The organism is Paenibacillus sp. P5_B5, assembly GCF_056400365.1.
Genome location: NZ_JBFULK010000009.1, coordinates 177,236 through 193,327, shown reverse-complemented (window position 1 = coordinate 193,327; position 16,092 = coordinate 177,236). Strand labels below are relative to the sequence as shown.

14 protein-coding genes are annotated in these 16,092 nt (G+C 42.2%); 2 read left to right on the top strand and 12 right to left on the bottom strand.

All coding sequences use genetic code 11. From position 1 onward, the window contains the following. Positions 1-67: 67 nt before the first annotated feature. Genes AC1DOK_RS14100 through AC1DOK_RS14090 form a run of 3 tightly spaced genes read right to left on the bottom strand, consistent with a single transcriptional unit; the run spans position 68 to position 2,775 of the window. Positions 68-856, bottom strand: coding sequence for an ABC transporter permease (locus AC1DOK_RS14100; RefSeq protein WP_477554919.1), 789 nt, complete (start codon positions 854-856; stop codon positions 68-70). Between the two features lies 1 nt (position 857). Then, positions 858-1,652: an ABC transporter permease gene (locus tag AC1DOK_RS14095; protein WP_477554918.1), complete on the bottom strand. Its 795-nt coding sequence runs from the start codon at positions 1,650-1,652 to the stop codon at positions 858-860. Continuing rightward, on the bottom strand, positions 1,645-2,775 hold the full coding sequence (locus AC1DOK_RS14090; protein WP_477554917.1) for an ABC transporter ATP-binding protein: 1,131 nt from the start codon (positions 2,773-2,775) through the stop codon (positions 1,645-1,647). The genes AC1DOK_RS14095 and AC1DOK_RS14090 overlap by 8 nt, the downstream gene beginning before the upstream one ends. Before the next feature lie 94 nt (positions 2,776-2,869). Here AC1DOK_RS14090 and AC1DOK_RS14085 point away from each other — a divergent pair, with 94 nt between their 5' ends. Both AC1DOK_RS14085 and AC1DOK_RS14080 read left to right on the top strand, forming a co-directional pair. Continuing rightward, positions 2,870-3,880, top strand: a complete 1,011-nt coding sequence (locus AC1DOK_RS14085) for an LCP family protein (RefSeq protein ID WP_477554916.1) — start codon at positions 2,870-2,872, stop codon at positions 3,878-3,880. A 103-nt stretch (positions 3,881-3,983) separates the two neighbouring features. Further along, entirely contained in the window at positions 3,984-5,303 is a 1,320-nt protein-coding gene (locus AC1DOK_RS14080) for a glutamate-1-semialdehyde 2,1-aminomutase (RefSeq protein ID WP_477554915.1), read from the top strand. Positions 5,304-5,461: 158 nt separating this feature from the next. Here AC1DOK_RS14080 and kduD read toward each other — a convergent pair whose 3' ends face one another. From kduD to AC1DOK_RS14035, 9 genes are all read right to left on the bottom strand, one after another. Further along, the gene (kduD, locus tag AC1DOK_RS14075; RefSeq protein ID WP_477554914.1) at positions 5,462-6,220 is read right to left on the bottom strand and encodes a 2-dehydro-3-deoxy-D-gluconate 5-dehydrogenase KduD; all 759 of its coding nucleotides are present in this window, start codon (positions 6,218-6,220) and stop codon (positions 5,462-5,464) included. 342 nt (positions 6,221-6,562) lie between these two features. Beyond that, positions 6,563-7,396, bottom strand: coding sequence for a 5-dehydro-4-deoxy-D-glucuronate isomerase (gene kduI, locus AC1DOK_RS14070; RefSeq protein ID WP_477554913.1), 834 nt, complete (start codon positions 7,394-7,396; stop codon positions 6,563-6,565). A 272-nt stretch (positions 7,397-7,668) separates the two neighbouring features. Beyond that, complete coding sequence (locus tag AC1DOK_RS14065; RefSeq protein WP_477554912.1) at positions 7,669-7,869, bottom strand: hypothetical protein; 201 nt, start codon at positions 7,867-7,869, stop codon at positions 7,669-7,671. Positions 7,870-7,944: 75 nt separating this feature from the next. Then, a complete protein-coding gene (locus AC1DOK_RS14060) occupies positions 7,945-8,262 on the bottom strand; it encodes a cupin domain-containing protein (RefSeq protein ID WP_477554911.1) in 318 nt (105 codons plus the stop codon). An 87-nt stretch (positions 8,263-8,349) separates the two neighbouring features. Then, positions 8,350-10,659, bottom strand: a complete 2,310-nt coding sequence (locus tag AC1DOK_RS14055) for a DUF4962 domain-containing protein (RefSeq protein WP_477554910.1) — start codon at positions 10,657-10,659, stop codon at positions 8,350-8,352. A 65-nt stretch (positions 10,660-10,724) separates the two neighbouring features. Further along, positions 10,725-11,492: an SDR family NAD(P)-dependent oxidoreductase gene (locus AC1DOK_RS14050; protein WP_477554909.1), complete on the bottom strand. Its 768-nt coding sequence runs from the start codon at positions 11,490-11,492 to the stop codon at positions 10,725-10,727. Positions 11,493-11,521: 29 nt separating this feature from the next. Beyond that, the gene (locus AC1DOK_RS14045) at positions 11,522-13,345 is read right to left on the bottom strand and encodes a cache domain-containing sensor histidine kinase (RefSeq protein ID WP_477554908.1); all 1,824 of its coding nucleotides are present in this window, start codon (positions 13,343-13,345) and stop codon (positions 11,522-11,524) included. Next, entirely contained in the window at positions 13,342-14,379 is a 1,038-nt protein-coding gene (locus tag AC1DOK_RS14040; RefSeq protein WP_477554907.1) for a response regulator transcription factor, read from the bottom strand. The genes AC1DOK_RS14045 and AC1DOK_RS14040 overlap by 4 nt, the downstream gene beginning before the upstream one ends. Before the next feature lie 44 nt (positions 14,380-14,423). Further along, complete coding sequence (locus AC1DOK_RS14035) at positions 14,424-16,007, bottom strand: extracellular solute-binding protein (protein ID WP_477554906.1); 1,584 nt, start codon at positions 16,005-16,007, stop codon at positions 14,424-14,426. Positions 16,008-16,092 lie beyond the last annotated feature (85 nt).

Genomic DNA, 16,092 nt, shown 5'->3' with positions numbered 1-16,092 from the left:
TGGGTGGCGTTATTTTATGAAGTATTCATCTAATTAATATGCCTCTTTGGGTCTGTTCCGACAATAACTACGATCCCGCTCCACGGTAGCGCGTAACACCTACGTTCCAAAACATCAGGCTGAGTCCTAGGAATACAGCCCCAATAACAGGTGTTAAGAGCGCATAGCCAAGCCAATTAGCTGGATCAAGGAAGTAGGCTGACGGGTAGAAGCCAACAAAAGCAAATGGAAGCACCCAAGTCAGAATACCGCGTAACAATTTGTTATATATCGTCACTGGATATCTGCCATAGCTCGATAAGTTATACATCAATGGCATAATTCCAGTCGGAGCATCAGAGTAGAATGCTGTCGCAGCCATTGTGACATAAATTCCACCATAGACACAGACACTGCCTAGCACAAGCACGATAAATACGAATGGATCATACCAATTAAGCCCTATGCCTAGCTCTACCCATGAATAACCCATAATAATAAAACCTGTAATAGAACTAATAAACGACGAAGGATCTATGTTCTCAAGCATAATTTGCCACAAGCTATAGGCAGGTCGGGTGAGAATCCGGTCCATCTCCCCTTTAACAATATAGCGCTCTGAGAAATTCCAAAGATTAAAGAACGTACCGAATATACCATAAGGAATCATGAAGAAACCGTAAATGAACAAAATCTGTTCTCGATTCCAGCCTCCCATTGAATCCGTTTGACCAAACACGACTAAGATAAAAAATAGATTAAGCCCATTCATAAGTAAGTCAGATAATACTTCAATCCAGAAGTCCGAACGATAAGTGAGACGTGTTTTCATATAATTCTTCAAGTAATCTGCCACTAGTCCTATATAAAACATCATCTCAACCCCCTTGCACGAACAATCGTGTTCTAGCTAATCGCCATAGCACAATGATCGGTATAATAAGTATTAGAAACCAGCTAATCTGAATAGCAAATACAGGCCAAATACTTATGCCCGTTACTCTCCCCGTAAATACAGAGCTTGGTAAATAGGTGATTGCTTGGAATGGCAGTACATTCATCACCTTCTCAGCCCATCCTGGAAACATCGATATTGGAAGAATGAGCCCAGAGAATAGATCAATCAATGTACGTTTCATACGAATCATACCATTCGCATTCTCCATGAAGAAGGCTGATAAACCTGTGATTATATTAATTTGTGAATTTATCAGGAATGCAAAGAATAGCATGAGTAAATAAACTCCCCATACACCTATATCAGTAGGAAGCTTCACTGGAAACAGGAAGGAAACAAGAAGCAATCCTGGTGCCGTAAACATCAATAACCGGAATATCCCTTCACCAAGACCTTGCATCATTTTGACAACTACATAGTTATAAGGACGTATAAATTGAATAGCGACAGAACCATCTCTAATTTCATTCACAATTTCTCGATCTAGATTATTAAAATAGAACGCCCTGCTCATCCAAGAAACGACCACATAGGTAGTCATTTGAACGAGAGTCATTCCGCCCATCTCAGTAGCATCACCATAGATGGCCTTCCATAGAAAATAATAAGCGCCAATATTAATGGCATAAATTAAAATACCATTGTAATGATTAACCCGATAAGCAAGCATTGTCAAAAATCGCATCCGAATAAGTTCAATATACGCACTAAACATGTGATGTAGCCTTCTCTTTCGACAATTCATCTGTTGCTACAGGTGATTCTGGTGATTCTGTGGATACTTCTGCAGACGCTGATGCTTCCATTGACTGAGCAATTACTTCTTCCAGTCTTGTAACATCCGCCGAGCCCGATTTATAAATCTCTCGAACGATATCATCTGTGTTTGTCTCCACAATTCGAATGTCCACAATAGCTAGCGAGCCAACAACTTGCGACAGCATATCTGATATATTTACGTGAGCAGGTACGAATGCGGTTGCCATTCGTTCATGATCTAGTTTCCATGTTACATTCATTCCTGAGGTTAAACTTTCCACCTCAGTCAAAAAGACTGGCGTAGCAAATTCAAATATGACTTCTTTGCCTCCACCCCATCTTGCCTTCAGTTCATCGAGTCCACCGTCATAAATAATATTACCATCGTCGAGCATAATAACACGCGAGCACAGTGCTTCAATGTCCTGCAGATCGTGTGTTGTTAATAAAATTGTCGTTCCAAAGCGTCGATTCATGTCTTTGAGGAATTCTCGAATTTCCGTTTTGACTACGATATCAAGACCTATTGTTGGCTCATCCAAAAATAAAATAGATGGATTGTGTAATAAGGACGCGGCTAGTTCACATCGCATACGTTGACCAAGACTAAGTTTGCGAACTGGCCTTGTGAGTAACTCAGATAACTCTAGTCGCTCGACTAGTTCATCCAGTCTTGTTTTGAAATCCTGATCAGGTACTTGGTACACCTTACGTAGTAATTGAAAGGACTCAATAACTCCAATATCCCACCATAATTGTGAGCGTTGACCGAATACAACACCGATTTCTCGAACAAACTTCTCACGCTCCTTATATGGTACATATCCATTCACACGAATTTGACCTGAGGTTGGAACTAGAATACCAGTTAGCATCTTAATTGTTGTTGATTTACCAGCGCCGTTCTCACCGATATAACCACAAATTTCACCTTGTGGAATGGAAAACGTAATATCTTTAACCGCCTCTACATGGCGATATTCTCTACGTAATAAATCGCGTAATGCACCAGTCAATCCAGGACGATTAACTTGTACTTTAAAATCCTTGCGTAAGTCATAAACTTCTATGGCTTGCATAATAATCCCCCTTTTTGTTGCTATCTTACTTTTAGTACATCTATAATGTTCTCATGATACACCAACTTCTAAGCTTCGGAAAGGAGCCAGTCATATGCGCAAAAGGTGGGTCAAGATACTGCTTGCACTCATACTCGTCGTTGGAGTAATCGCGGCATATTATATCATCCCGATATATAATTTTGCATCTAACATTTCGAACAAGACGGAAGAGGAAACGGTTTTTCACAAGGAACAAGATAAGAAGAATCCACCACCTAAGTGGGAAGGCAAGGATCGTGTAAACATTTTGCTCTTAGGCAGTGATAGCCGGGAGTCTAATAAGAATGAACGTCCACGTTCCGATTCCATGATTGTATTATCTATTGATCCGGTGACCAAGCAAGCGGCAATAATGTCTATCCTACGTGATACTTATGTTAAGATCCCAGGTAAAGGTGAAAATCGCATAAACGCTGCTCTTGCATTCGGTGGACCTAATTTGGCGATGAAAACAGTGAGCGATCTGCTTGATATTCCGATTCAATATTATGTGTACACAGACTTTGAAGGTTTTATCTCACTCGTTGACGCAATTGGAGGCATTACAATCGATGTCGAGAAAGACATGAAGTGGACTGATTCGGCGGATAAACATATGTACGACATCGATCTTAAAAAAGGCGTTCAACATATGGATGGAAAAACCGCCTTACAATATGTGAGATTCCGTCACGATAATTTACATAATATTGGTCGTTCGGATCGACAACGTCAATTTCTTAACGCTGTATTTGATAAGATGAAATCATTCTCTTCCATTGTGAAATTACCTATTATTCTAAATAAAGTGGAACCGTATATTGAAACCAATATTCAACCAGCAGACATGACTAAGCTTGCCAGACTTGCACTTAGTGTAAATACGAGTGATCTACAATCGGTTCAATTACCGCCAAATAAGCTATACAGTGATAAAGTTATCAATGGAATGGCTGTCATCAAGACCGACCGTAAGAAACTTCAGCAATACGTACAAGATGTTTTCTCAGGTAAGGTAGCAGAGGAAGCTAAGGCGAAGGCTGCTAAAGAGAAAGAAGCTGAAGCAAGCAAAGCTAAAAAGTAAAAAAACCTGGTGAGTCTGGAGAGGTCAAATTCGTAGGAACAGTTATTTAAATACTAACCATAATGGCTCTAACAAGCAATTTCGTACAAAGGGGAAATGTCACATGAATCACAATAAATCTGAGCAATTACACAAGGAAGCTTTACAGCATATTGTCGGGGGAGTTAACTCCCCTTCTCGTTCATTCAAAGCAGTTGGCGGCGGCTCACCTGTAGCGATGAAACGTGGTCAAGGAGCATACTTCTGGGATGTGGATGATAATCGATATATCGACTACCTTGCTGCTTATGGACCTATCATTACTGGACATGCCCATCCACATGTGACGAAAGCGATCTGTCACGCTGCCGAGAATGGTACCTTATATGGAACACCAACTGAGCTTGAAGTTACGTTCGCTCGCATGTTGAAAGAAGCTATCCCTTCTATGGATAAGGTTCGCTTCGTTAATTCAGGAACAGAAGCTGTAATGACAACGATTCGTGTCGCTCGTGCATTCACAGGACGCACGAAGATTATTAAATTCGCCGGCTGCTATCACGGCCATTCCGATCTCGTGCTTGTGGCGGCAGGTTCAGGACCATCCACGCTTGGCACACCAGATAGCGCAGGCGTGCCCGCTTCAATCGCACAAGAGGTAATAACCGTGCCCTACAATGATCTTGAAGGGCTCCATGACGCACTTGCGCATTGGGGTAACGATGTCGCAGCGGTAATGGTCGAGCCCATTGTCGGCAACTTCGGCATGGTGATGCCGAAGCCAGGCTTCCTCGAGGGGCTCTGCGCCGCCGCGCGCAAGAACGGCTCCCTCGTCATCTACGACGAGGTAATCACTGCGTTCCGTTTCCACTACGGAACGACTCAAACCTACGATGGCCTAGCCACAACGCCTGAGGCGCGTGCGGCCATCGAGCCAGACCTTACGGCCCTTGGCAAAATCATCGGCGGCGGACTGCCGATCGGGGCCTATGGGGGCCGCAAAGAAGTGATGGAGCAGGTCGCGCCGCTAGGACCTGCTTATCAAGCCGGCACGATGGCGGGGAATCCCGCGTCCATCTCTGCCGGTATCGCCTGCCTCGAAGTGCTTCGCGAGGCAGGTGTGTATGAGCGCCTTGACCGCATGGGCGCTCGATTAGAGCAAGGCCTCCGTGACGCTGCACTTCGTCACGACATCCCGCTCACGGTGAACCGCATCGCTGGGTCGTTATCGACCCATTTCTGCGACCACCCCGTGACGAATTTCGATGAGGCGAATGATACCGATGGCGAACGCTTCGCCACCTTCTTCCGCCTCATGCTGGAGCAAGGCATCAACCTCGCCCCATCCAAGTACGAGGCTTGGTTCCTAACGATTGCTCACACGGACGAGGATGTAGAACAAACCATTCAAGCGATCGACTATGCGTTCTCGAAACTAAAATAGAACAGCAACAAAAGTCCTGTAACTAATATACAAACGCCCATTTACGGTTATGACATGCCGTAAATGGGCGTTTTTCACGTATATGAAGCAATCAAAGCCATTGCGCTTTATTATTTTTTTGATTTTTTATATCTATTATATCTCTTAGCTAAAGGTATCTACCTAACCATCCAACCGCCATCCACACACAAGGTATGTCCATTCACATAATCGGATGCTCTAGAGGAGAGGAATACTGCTGCTGCTGCTAAATCCTCTGGCGACCCCCATCGTCCTGCTGGGATGCGTTCGAGTATCGATTTACTTCGATCTGCGTCTTCGCGCAATTGCTTCGTATTGTTCGTTACTATATAGCCCGGTGCAATTGCATTCACATTGATGCCCTTGGATGCCCATTCATTAGCAAAGGCTTTGGTAATGCCTGCTACTCCATGCTTACTTGCTGTATAGCCAGGTACATTAATGCCCCCTTGAAAAGAAAGCATCGAAGCAATATTGATAATTTTGCCGTAACCTTGCTTAATCATCTCTCGACCCACTAACTGAGTAAGAAAATAGACGCTATTTAAGTTTAAGTTTAGCACATCATGCCAATCCTCAGCAGAATGATCTGCAGCTGGCGTCCGGCGAATGATACCAGCATTGTTGATTAGAATATCAATCTGACCGAATTTAGACATCGTTTCTTCTACGATACTCGGCAATACTTCTTCGCTACCTAAGTTCGCTGTAATAACGTGAACCTTACGTCCAATTGCCTCGATCTCAGCTCTAACCTCATCAGCATTACTACGATGAGTCACAAGACAAATATCCGCTCCGGCATGAGCTAAGCCTTGTACCATACCTAGTCCAAGTCCAGTTGCCCCACCTGTAATTAAAGCAACTTTACCTTCAAGGCTAAACATATCCTGCATCCCATCCACCTCACACTCTATTTCTAATCAAGTAAACATAAACATAAAGCTTTTTCCCAGAACCCCTGATATAAGCTAACAGGCTTACTAAACTTACTATTTACTATTTACTATTTACTATTTACTACTTACTACTTACTACTTACTACTTACTACTTACTACTTACTACTTACTACTTACTACTTACTACTTACTACTTACTACTTACTACTTACTACTTACTACTTACCACTTACCACTTACCACTTACTACTTACTACTTACTACTTACTACTTACTACTTACTACTTACTACTTACTACTTACTACTTACTACTTTACAAGCTTAGCTCACAAACTGACTACCTTAAATCCTGCATCGCCACTAAGTCCATATCCTCGAATGTTTGATTCTCTCCTGCCATCCCCCAAATGAAAGTGTAGTTACTAGTACCAACACCACTGTGGATAGACCAGCTCGGCGAGATGACCGCTTGCTCATTACGCATCACAATATGACGAGTTTCAGTCGGCTGCCCCATCAGATGAAAGACAACGCCGTCTTCTGGCATATCGAAATACAAATATACTTCCATGCGACGTTCATGCGTATGACAAGGCATTGTGTTCCACATGTTGCCTGGCTTTAGCATCGTTAGTCCCATCACTAATTGGCAACTTTGAATACCGCCCGCATGAATGTACTTGTAGATAGTACGCTCATTCGAATTCGTAATCGAACCTAGATGAACTGGCGTCGCTTCACTAATCGCTGACTTTACAACTGGATAAGTCATGTGCGCTGGCGTCGAATTAAAGTAGAATTTCGCAGGTTCATCTAGACTTACACTCTTGAACAATACCTCTTTAACACCCTTACCGATGTATAAGCAGTCTTTATTCTCCATCTCAAATACGACTCCATCGACTAGAACGATACCTTTAGAACCAATATTAATAATGCCGATTTCTCGACGTTCAAGGAAATAGTCCGCTCCCATATCTTTGGCGTTAGCTTCGAGCTTGATCGCCTGATCTGTTGGTACAGCCCCTCCTGTAATGATTCGATCGATATGTGAATAAGTCATTTTCAATTGCCCTAGAACGAATAGTTCTGGAATCATAAATTCCTTCCGAAGCTCATCTGTGTTATAAGCTTTAGTCGCAGTAGGACTTGTTGCATAACGAATCTCCATCCTATTAAACCCTCCTCTAATTATGTAGAATCAAGCTAATAGATCTGTGCCTAATATTTGATCAAGCGACACTATTAACCGGAAAAAGTCATGTTATTATCAGCAAATTTTGCTTTGTCCAAGAGATTAACAGGAAACTCTCCTATTAATTATAGAATTTTGTAGCATAGCCAACAGTGCCCGTTAAAATACACGGACGATTTCCCGCTATTCTAATTTTTCACAATAAACTTTCGATAATAGATGGAGAAATTCCTGTTAAATGATTTACATTAGCAAAAAACACATATTAGGCGCAGCCACATTTCATCTGAAATCAGCTTCGGCTTACTTAATGACTGCCTCATTCCATCTGAAATCAACTTCGGTTTACCTAATGACTGCCTCATCCCATCTGAAATCAGCTTCGGTTTACCTAATGACTGCCTCATCCCATCTGAAATCAGCTTCGGTTTACCTAATGACTGCCTCATCCCATCTGAAAACACTTCATTTTACCTAGTGGCAGCATTCATCTGAGGACAGTCTCGTCCCATCATGGACTGCCTCTAATATTTAATTAAATCCGCCCTTAGTGGAGTAAAACAATCCAGCAATGCGCTTGGCTCTAGAGCCTTGGCCCCATGTCTAGCACCCATCGGTATAACGATATGCTCTCCAGCTACAATAACTTGCTTAACACCTTCAATTGAGAACTCAATAGCTCCTTTGAGACAGTAGGACATTTGCTCATGTGGATGAGAATGCTCGTAGCCTTCTGCACCTGTTTCAAAATGAACCTCCATCATCATTAGCGATGCACCAGGTCGCATAATTTTTCTAGTTACACCTGGTTCAGCAGGTTCCCATACGCCAATATTACTCATTCATACTCCCTCACCTTCTATAGCCAATTATGTCTTTAGCGTTAGTTATTACACCTTCGTTACAGCGCCTTATTTACCACGCCATCGTTAGTACGCCTTACTTATCTCGATCTTGTTCGTCACACCGTTATCGGTCAAATATAAGTTGTAGCTAAAGCCTTGATCATCCATGAAATAGGAAACATATTTATGACTTTCACTATGACGCTTCGGGACGAGTAACGTAGCGATTCGGTGTGATGTCGCTGAAGACGTCGAGGCTTTCAGATGCCAGTGTTTCTGTAGTCCTTCGATTTCACTCGGATCTACACCTTCGAATTCATTCGACTGTGTGAGTGTTAAATCACCCGAAGAGCTAAAAATAAAACGTCCTTCCATCAATGCATTACGACCGTTTACATGAAAAGATTGTCCTTTGATGTTCATTTCATTAAGAGTATGGAAGAGCCAATCCACTTGACCAGGTTGCTCTAGATCAACGGAATCAACAATGACAAAATACGAATTCTGTATGAAATAAATTTCTCTTTGGTACCTTTTCAAGTAAGGTACGTTCTCCAAATAAGCCTGAGCCCCATTCATCCTTACGTAATGAACGTTCTTCACACTTCTGACTTCTTCGACTGTTCCAGAAGCTCCAATATTCAGAACTTTATTAAAGTCTGCAAACTGTCCTTTGCCATCAATTAGAATGGCATTCTTAGACTTCGTTTGCCTCCGCCAATTCGTATGCATCGTACTGTTGAACGCAACATAATAACCGCTCTCAATGGCAAGAGGTTCACCAAAGGCATGTAGCATGAAGGCATTCTGATCTCCATGACTGTGACTTACGGATCCATATCGGCTGCTTTTGGTTAGAAGCATGATCTGCTCCTGTGGGTCATGCATTTTATGGTGCATAGCCACCCAGCCAATATCACGAAACCATTTAATAGGAGAGACTTCCTTCGGTTCTACAGCTTCTACTTGTGGATAATCATGCATATACAGCATATCATCGAATTTAAAATCCCACCATCCATAATTGTAGAACAATGCGTCAGCTTCCGGATTCTTATCTTTTAACTGTTCAAAATACCATTGATAAAGACCATTCCCGGTCACACCCGCGTACTGGCGCATATTGTAGCCAACCTTCTTAATGAGGTCATCACCAAGAGCTGAATTATCGCCAAAGCTGGTACGTGTCGAGGTCGTCGGACTAAAGCAATAGAGTGGAAAGTCGCCTGTTTTTTGAAAAAACGGTCGCTGATATACGTCTATACGTGCAAACTTATTGAGCAAATTAAAGGCTTCTGTCAGGTATGCCATGCCTGTCGTCCAGTAATGCGGACCTTCAGCCCAGCCCCCATCCTCTCCACCCCATGGTGAGAATAGCGTGTAGTAGTACTCGATTGTATAATCTAGCCATTCCCTTGCCTTCGGCTCATCATTGTACATCGCGATACAACAAGGCACTAGTACAGAAGATAGTGAACGAACAGCATGGCTATCATAAGGAATATGATGAATCTTGGAGCGTTCAATGACATGAGAGGCGACTTGCTCGGTTCTATGAAGTAGTTTAGCTAGAACCAAATCACGTTCTTCAGGCGCTAAATAGTCGTATAACCAGTCATATCCCCATGCGAGCGCACCCGCAATTCGAAATGCAGCTTCGTCATTGTAATCTCTGGACGTAGGGCCTTCTGGATCCCAGCCTGCAACATGCAAAAGCCATGCCCTTGCTCGTTCTATTAAGCTCTCATCCTGTAAGACAATGCCCGCAATACTAAGATGGCGAATGGCATATAACACTTCTTGGCAATCAATATACACCTGTCTCCAAAGTGATGCTACACGCTTATTATTCGGATATGGCAGGGGTTCAGAGATCAGTTCGCGTGTAATCCACGGTACAACTGAGTTTTCATAGAAGGCTTGCCAGCCATAGGAAGTAGGGTCTAACCCAATTGTATCCATAAATGGCTTTAATTCGTCATCTTGCAGCCATAGACGCGGATGTGTATTCTTCACATGACGGTAACGTTCTTGCTTTGAAGCAAGCGATGTCACAGGTAGTTCATCCTTAACCACAAAGCTTCGGGTAACACTCCACTCTGATCTAACTACGCTAAGCTCTTCCGGTTCTAATAAAGCATAGCGCCAATAATAAACACCTGGTGTAAAGGCATGGTCCGGTGTATGAAAATTATATAAAAGCGGTTCATATGTCATCGTTTGCTCATCTTCAAAATCAGCACAAGATGACACCTGAAGCACATACTGATCTTCCTCAAGCTTAGCTGGAATCCAAGTAAATCGGGGTGGGTTCTCGATTAAGCGAGTCTCTACATTCGGCTCATATTGGACTGATAATAGGCCGCTCTCTGGTTGAAATAATGCCTTTCTCATCTTCTAGCACCTCCAAGAGTTACAGTTCATGATGTATCCATTTACCTATTACTTATCGCTAATATTTATCGCATGAATAAGCCACCATTCACTTCAATGGTTTCTCCCGTCATGTAATCGGCTAAGGTAGAAGCTAAGAACAGCGCGACGTTCGCAATATCCTGCGGTGTACCTTCGCGGCCTAATGGAATCTTAGCCACTGTTGCTTGCCGACCTGCTTCACTTGTAAATGTAGCATGAAATGCGGTTTGACCAACAAATCCCGGTGAAATCGCATTCACATTCACTCCATAAGGACCTAATTCCTTCGCAAGTCCCTTGGTATATGAAATCATAGCGGCTTTGCTAGCTGCATATAGAGAAGCCCCAGGCCCCCCACCATCATGAGCTGCAACCGAAGTCAAATTAATGATTTTACCGTACCTCTTTTTAACCATTCCTGGAATGACCAGCTTACTAGCAAATACACAAGATTTGAGATTCACATCCATTACACTCTCGTAATGCTCTTCACTCATTTCCGCATTAGTTACACGTTTTACTAGATGGCCTGCGTTATTAACTAGAATATCGATTGTACCGCCATAATTAGATTGAATAGCTTCTACCATAGCTGTCAGCTGTTCTGGCTTCGTTACATCAGCTAAAAATGCCTCGGCAACCCCGCCTGCGCTACGAATTTCAGCAACCGCTAGATTAGCTTGCTCACCATTCTTCAAGTAATTAATCGCTACAGCTGCACCCGAAGCAGCTAAGGTCTTCGCTATGCTTAATCCAATCCCTGAGCTTGATCCCGTTATAAGAGCAATTTTTCCCGATAAATCAATATTCATTGTGCCATCTCCTTAGATCCACATATGGATTATTTATCTACTGGTAAATACATTATGATCTTGGTACCTTCATACAAAGTGCTTTGCAATTTAAGCCCATATTCTTCACCGTAAACCATCTGAATACGTCTATTTACATTCATAAGTCCAAGTCCGCCCTGATGATACATCGCATTCGAATCTGCCTCTGCCAATTGATTGAGTAGCAGCTTCTGATTTAATTGCTCAAGTCTCTCATTTGTCATACCAACGCCGTTATCTTCTACGAGGATAATAAATCTATCCTCTTCAATATGTGAAGAGATTCGAATAAAGTGATGTTCGCTAATTCCATTCGGAAAAGCATGCTGGAATGCATTTTCTATCAGAGGCTGAAGCGTTAACCTAACCATTTTGTGCAACAGAAACGCAGGAGAAATATTCACTTCCAGTTCAAAATGACGCTGCGTACGATGCTGCAAAATCGTCATATAATTCAGCACATGCTTGAGTTCGTTCACGACCGTTATTTCGCTCAAATTCGTTTGTATGGAATAGCGTAGCATAGCTGCCATCGCTTCTACCATGTCCATTATCTCTTCTGAATCTTGAATAACGGCATAACACTTGATCGTTTCTAGCGAGTTATATAGAAAATGCGGATTAATTTGCAATTGTAAAGCTTGAAATTCTGCTTTATGCTGTTCGAGTTCTGTCTTCTGCAGTTCGAGCTCTGTTCGATGTGATTTCAGATCTGCTTCGTATACATGCTCAATCATTTCGGACAATCTTGTCACCATCAGATTATAGCTCTTCACTAAATTGCCTAGCTCATCTTGCCGGTCAATGTCCTCTATATGCTTCCATTGCCCTTTCTCCGTTAGACGCATACCTTTGGCTAGAGACTGAATGGGCTTAACGATGGATTTACCGAACCGTGTTGCAAGCCATAAGGCTAGAATCAAGGTGAGAATTCCTGCAATAACAGTCGTATCGCGAATATTCATAATGGGCTCTCGTAATTCGCTAACTGGAACGGAGATTACTAGCCGCCAGCTAGTCGTCTCTAATTCACGAGATACGAACATTCTGCTCTCACCGTTAAGTTTCTCTATAAATGAGCCTTGGCCCATGGTAAGAAGCTGTCCTCTAATCGAGTCATTGATTAAGTCTTCCGATTTCTTATCCTTCGGCTTATCAATAAATCCACCCGTTTCATCAATGATGAACGAATGCCCATTTTCCCTTAGATCCATTTGACCCCAGAGTTTAGCTATTTCTTTGGTATTCACATTCATCGCTAGTATGCCATGTGGTGTATGGGATTTGATCCCTCTAATCCGTCTGGCATAGGTGATAGCTTGATTCTCTGTCGAGCCAAGCTTATCCGAGCTAATAACGGTTACTGAAGCGCTCTCGGGAAGTAGTTTATCCAATGATTGATGTAACTCTTTCCATTCGGATTCGCCATAGTCATATTGCGTCGCATCCTGAGAGGATATCACCTTTCCATGATCGCCCATGATATAAACCTTATCAATCTGTGGATATAGAATGAATGTAGAGTCAAACACCTGTCGCTGAATCCGGGTCGTTAACTCGTAATAATCATAATTATCTTTGGGATCGAGATCGACGAATTTCATCACTTGATCATCAGACAGAATCATTCTGCTCGCACGTTCAAACGTCTGCAAATATAATTCCGTATGATAGGCTGAATAGGAAATCATTTGAGATAAATAACGCTCTAGCTGCCGATCTAGAAGCTTAGCTGATTGGATGTAAGAAGTCGTACTGACCACAGACAAAGAGATAATAATAATGATGAGAAAGTATCCGAACAATCGATGTGAGATGTATTTTTTTATCATTGTATACCTAGCTTGATCCGGTACTCAGATGGGGATATACCCTCGTATTTTTTGAATGTTTTGGCAAAATTAGAATGATCCGCATATCCAACCTGGTATGAAATATCCGTAATTCGATTGTGCTGGATATTTAATAGCTTCTTCGCATATTCCATTCGCTGCTTCGTACGATACTGCACGAACGTTTCGCCTGTTACTTGTTTGAACAGCAAACTAAAATAATTCGGATGCAAGCCTAGAATCTTGGCTACTTCTTCAAGTGAAACTTCACTCGATAAATTGCTTTCGATATATCGTTTAGCTTCTTCAATCGGATCCTTAGCCTTACCTTTACGCACCTTCTGTAAGCTACCAAGCGTATGATATACACTTATTTTGAATTGCTGATAGCCTTCTTGAATCGTACAGCTACGATCTAATTGCAGGGTCTCAAAACTAATATTTACATCTCGTTCTTTGAGCTTCTTCATGAGCAAATAATGAAACTGCTCGAGCATTTCGCAAGCTTGTGTACCTTGAATTTGATAGGTTGAAATTTCCGCTTCCCATTCCCGAAACAGTTCATCAAGTGTTTCATGCTCCATGTAATAAATCGCTTGCTCATATCGTGCAAGCCATTCATCCATTTTGGCTACAGATAAATAGGCAGTAGTCTTTCGTTTATTCTTCGTATGAACTAATTTCTCAAGCGTTGTATGGAGCTGAGTCTTAGATATTGGCTTAAGCAAGTATTCCTTAACCCCAAAGGAAACACAGATTTGTGCATATTTGAAATCATCATGACCTGATATAACAACAACTTGAATACCTAAATCCATCGCATCGATTCGCTCAGATAATGCAAGACCATCCATAACTGGCATTCGTATATCTGTGAATACAAAATCGGGGAGCTCCTCTTCGATCAACTGAAGCGCTTCACTGCCATTTGCAGCGAGCTGAATCGATGATATTGGTATCTTAGACTGCTGAATAAAAATACTTAATCCTTGCTGGATTAAAGGTTCATCGTCAACAATCAAAATTCGATACATAAGAGAAGCTCCTTCCGATTTACGATCATGTTGTTTGTATGAAATTATTTACGAGGCATGATAACGCCTTCTTTGTTCTTGAACTTCTCAGCAGCTTCTTTCAGAACGTCATTGCCACCCTTGGACTTCCACTCTTCAATAACCTTCGGCCAGTCACTAATTGGCTCTTGACCGTATACCATTTTGACCATATGAGAGATCAGAACTGGTGCTGCTGTATCTGATAACGGTGTGATGTCCGGACTTTTCTTAAGTGCTTCTAGACGTGGTTCGAATTCAATACCGTCACGACCTTCTTTCGCTAGAATCGTATCGTACACTTTCATGAGGTTACGTCCTTCTTCTGTCAAGCTAAGTGAACCCTTGTTATAAGTCGTATCCTGCACCATCCATAAGAACGCTTGTCTGTAACGCTCTTCATCAACTGCTTGCGGGTCGGTTGGCTGTTTGTAGTTCATTTTGCCGCCATCCATTGTATAAGTTTCACCTTCTACGCCGAACGTGAAGAATTTCTCTGCTTCATCGGATAGCATCCAATCAAAGAACTCAATCACTTTTTCTGGATTCTTGTACTTGGTATTGATGTAATAGGAACGCGCAACAGAACCATATAAGTAATAGCCACCCTTGCCGTCAGTTCCTACTGGAGATGGAATGATCTCTAGCTTAGCATCTGGTACGTTCTTCTTAAGCTGAGCTTCCCACTGTATAAGTTCATTTGCATTCATCGAAAACATGCCCGCTTTACCAGCTAGAATCGTATTCTTGAACGTTGTTGGGTTAATCGTCGCGAACTCCTTATTAATCAAGCCTTCGTCATACATTGTTTTATATGTTGTAAGCGCTTTCGTCATGTTGTCAGTATCAAAAAACTTCGGTACAGCCTCGCCATTTAATTCCATAAACTGACTTAGATATGGGAAAACGTCATAAGCACCAAAGAAAGTATCTGCATACTTAAAGTCTTGGCGACCCATAAATGGATTCTCAACACCTAATTTTTTGAAGGCACGTAATACTTCCATATATTCATCAACCGTTTTGGGTACTGGTAGCTTAGTCTTATCTAGCAAGTCTTTACGTATATAAGTAGCACGACGTGATGGATTTCCTAGCCACTCTGGAATACCGTAAATTTTGCCTTTATAGGTCATGCGATCCCAAGCTTCCTTAGGAATCTTCTTCAAGAGATTCTGACCGTGTTTTTGAAGCAAGTCATCAAGTGGTAAAAATACACCCGCTTCTACAGAGCCAGCCATTTCCTTACCCGTCGCACTTCCACTTCCTTGAACAACGTCTGGTATGTCACTCGTTGCAAACATTTGAACCATCTTTTGCTCATACTCTTTGTGTGCTAGTAAACGAATGTCCATATCTGTATTCGTTAACTCTTCCACTTTTTTGACCCACTTATCTGCGTTGATATCTGGTGATTTCTCTACATGTCCAAAAGCGAGTGTACGCAAGGACAACGAAAACTTAGTTTTCTCTTTTGGAGCGTCTGCAGGCGTACTTTCTGTGGGTTTGCTACTGCTCGCAGGAGCAGCTGTTTCTTTCGTACTACTACACCCCGCTAATGTACTTATTGCTAGAATACATGAAACACTTAGAATAATCCACTTTTTCATACGATCCCTCATTTCTAAAAAATAGATATCAAATGGCTTAGGGCCCTAAGCCCAAGTTGAGTATAAATGTAAATCTCATCACACA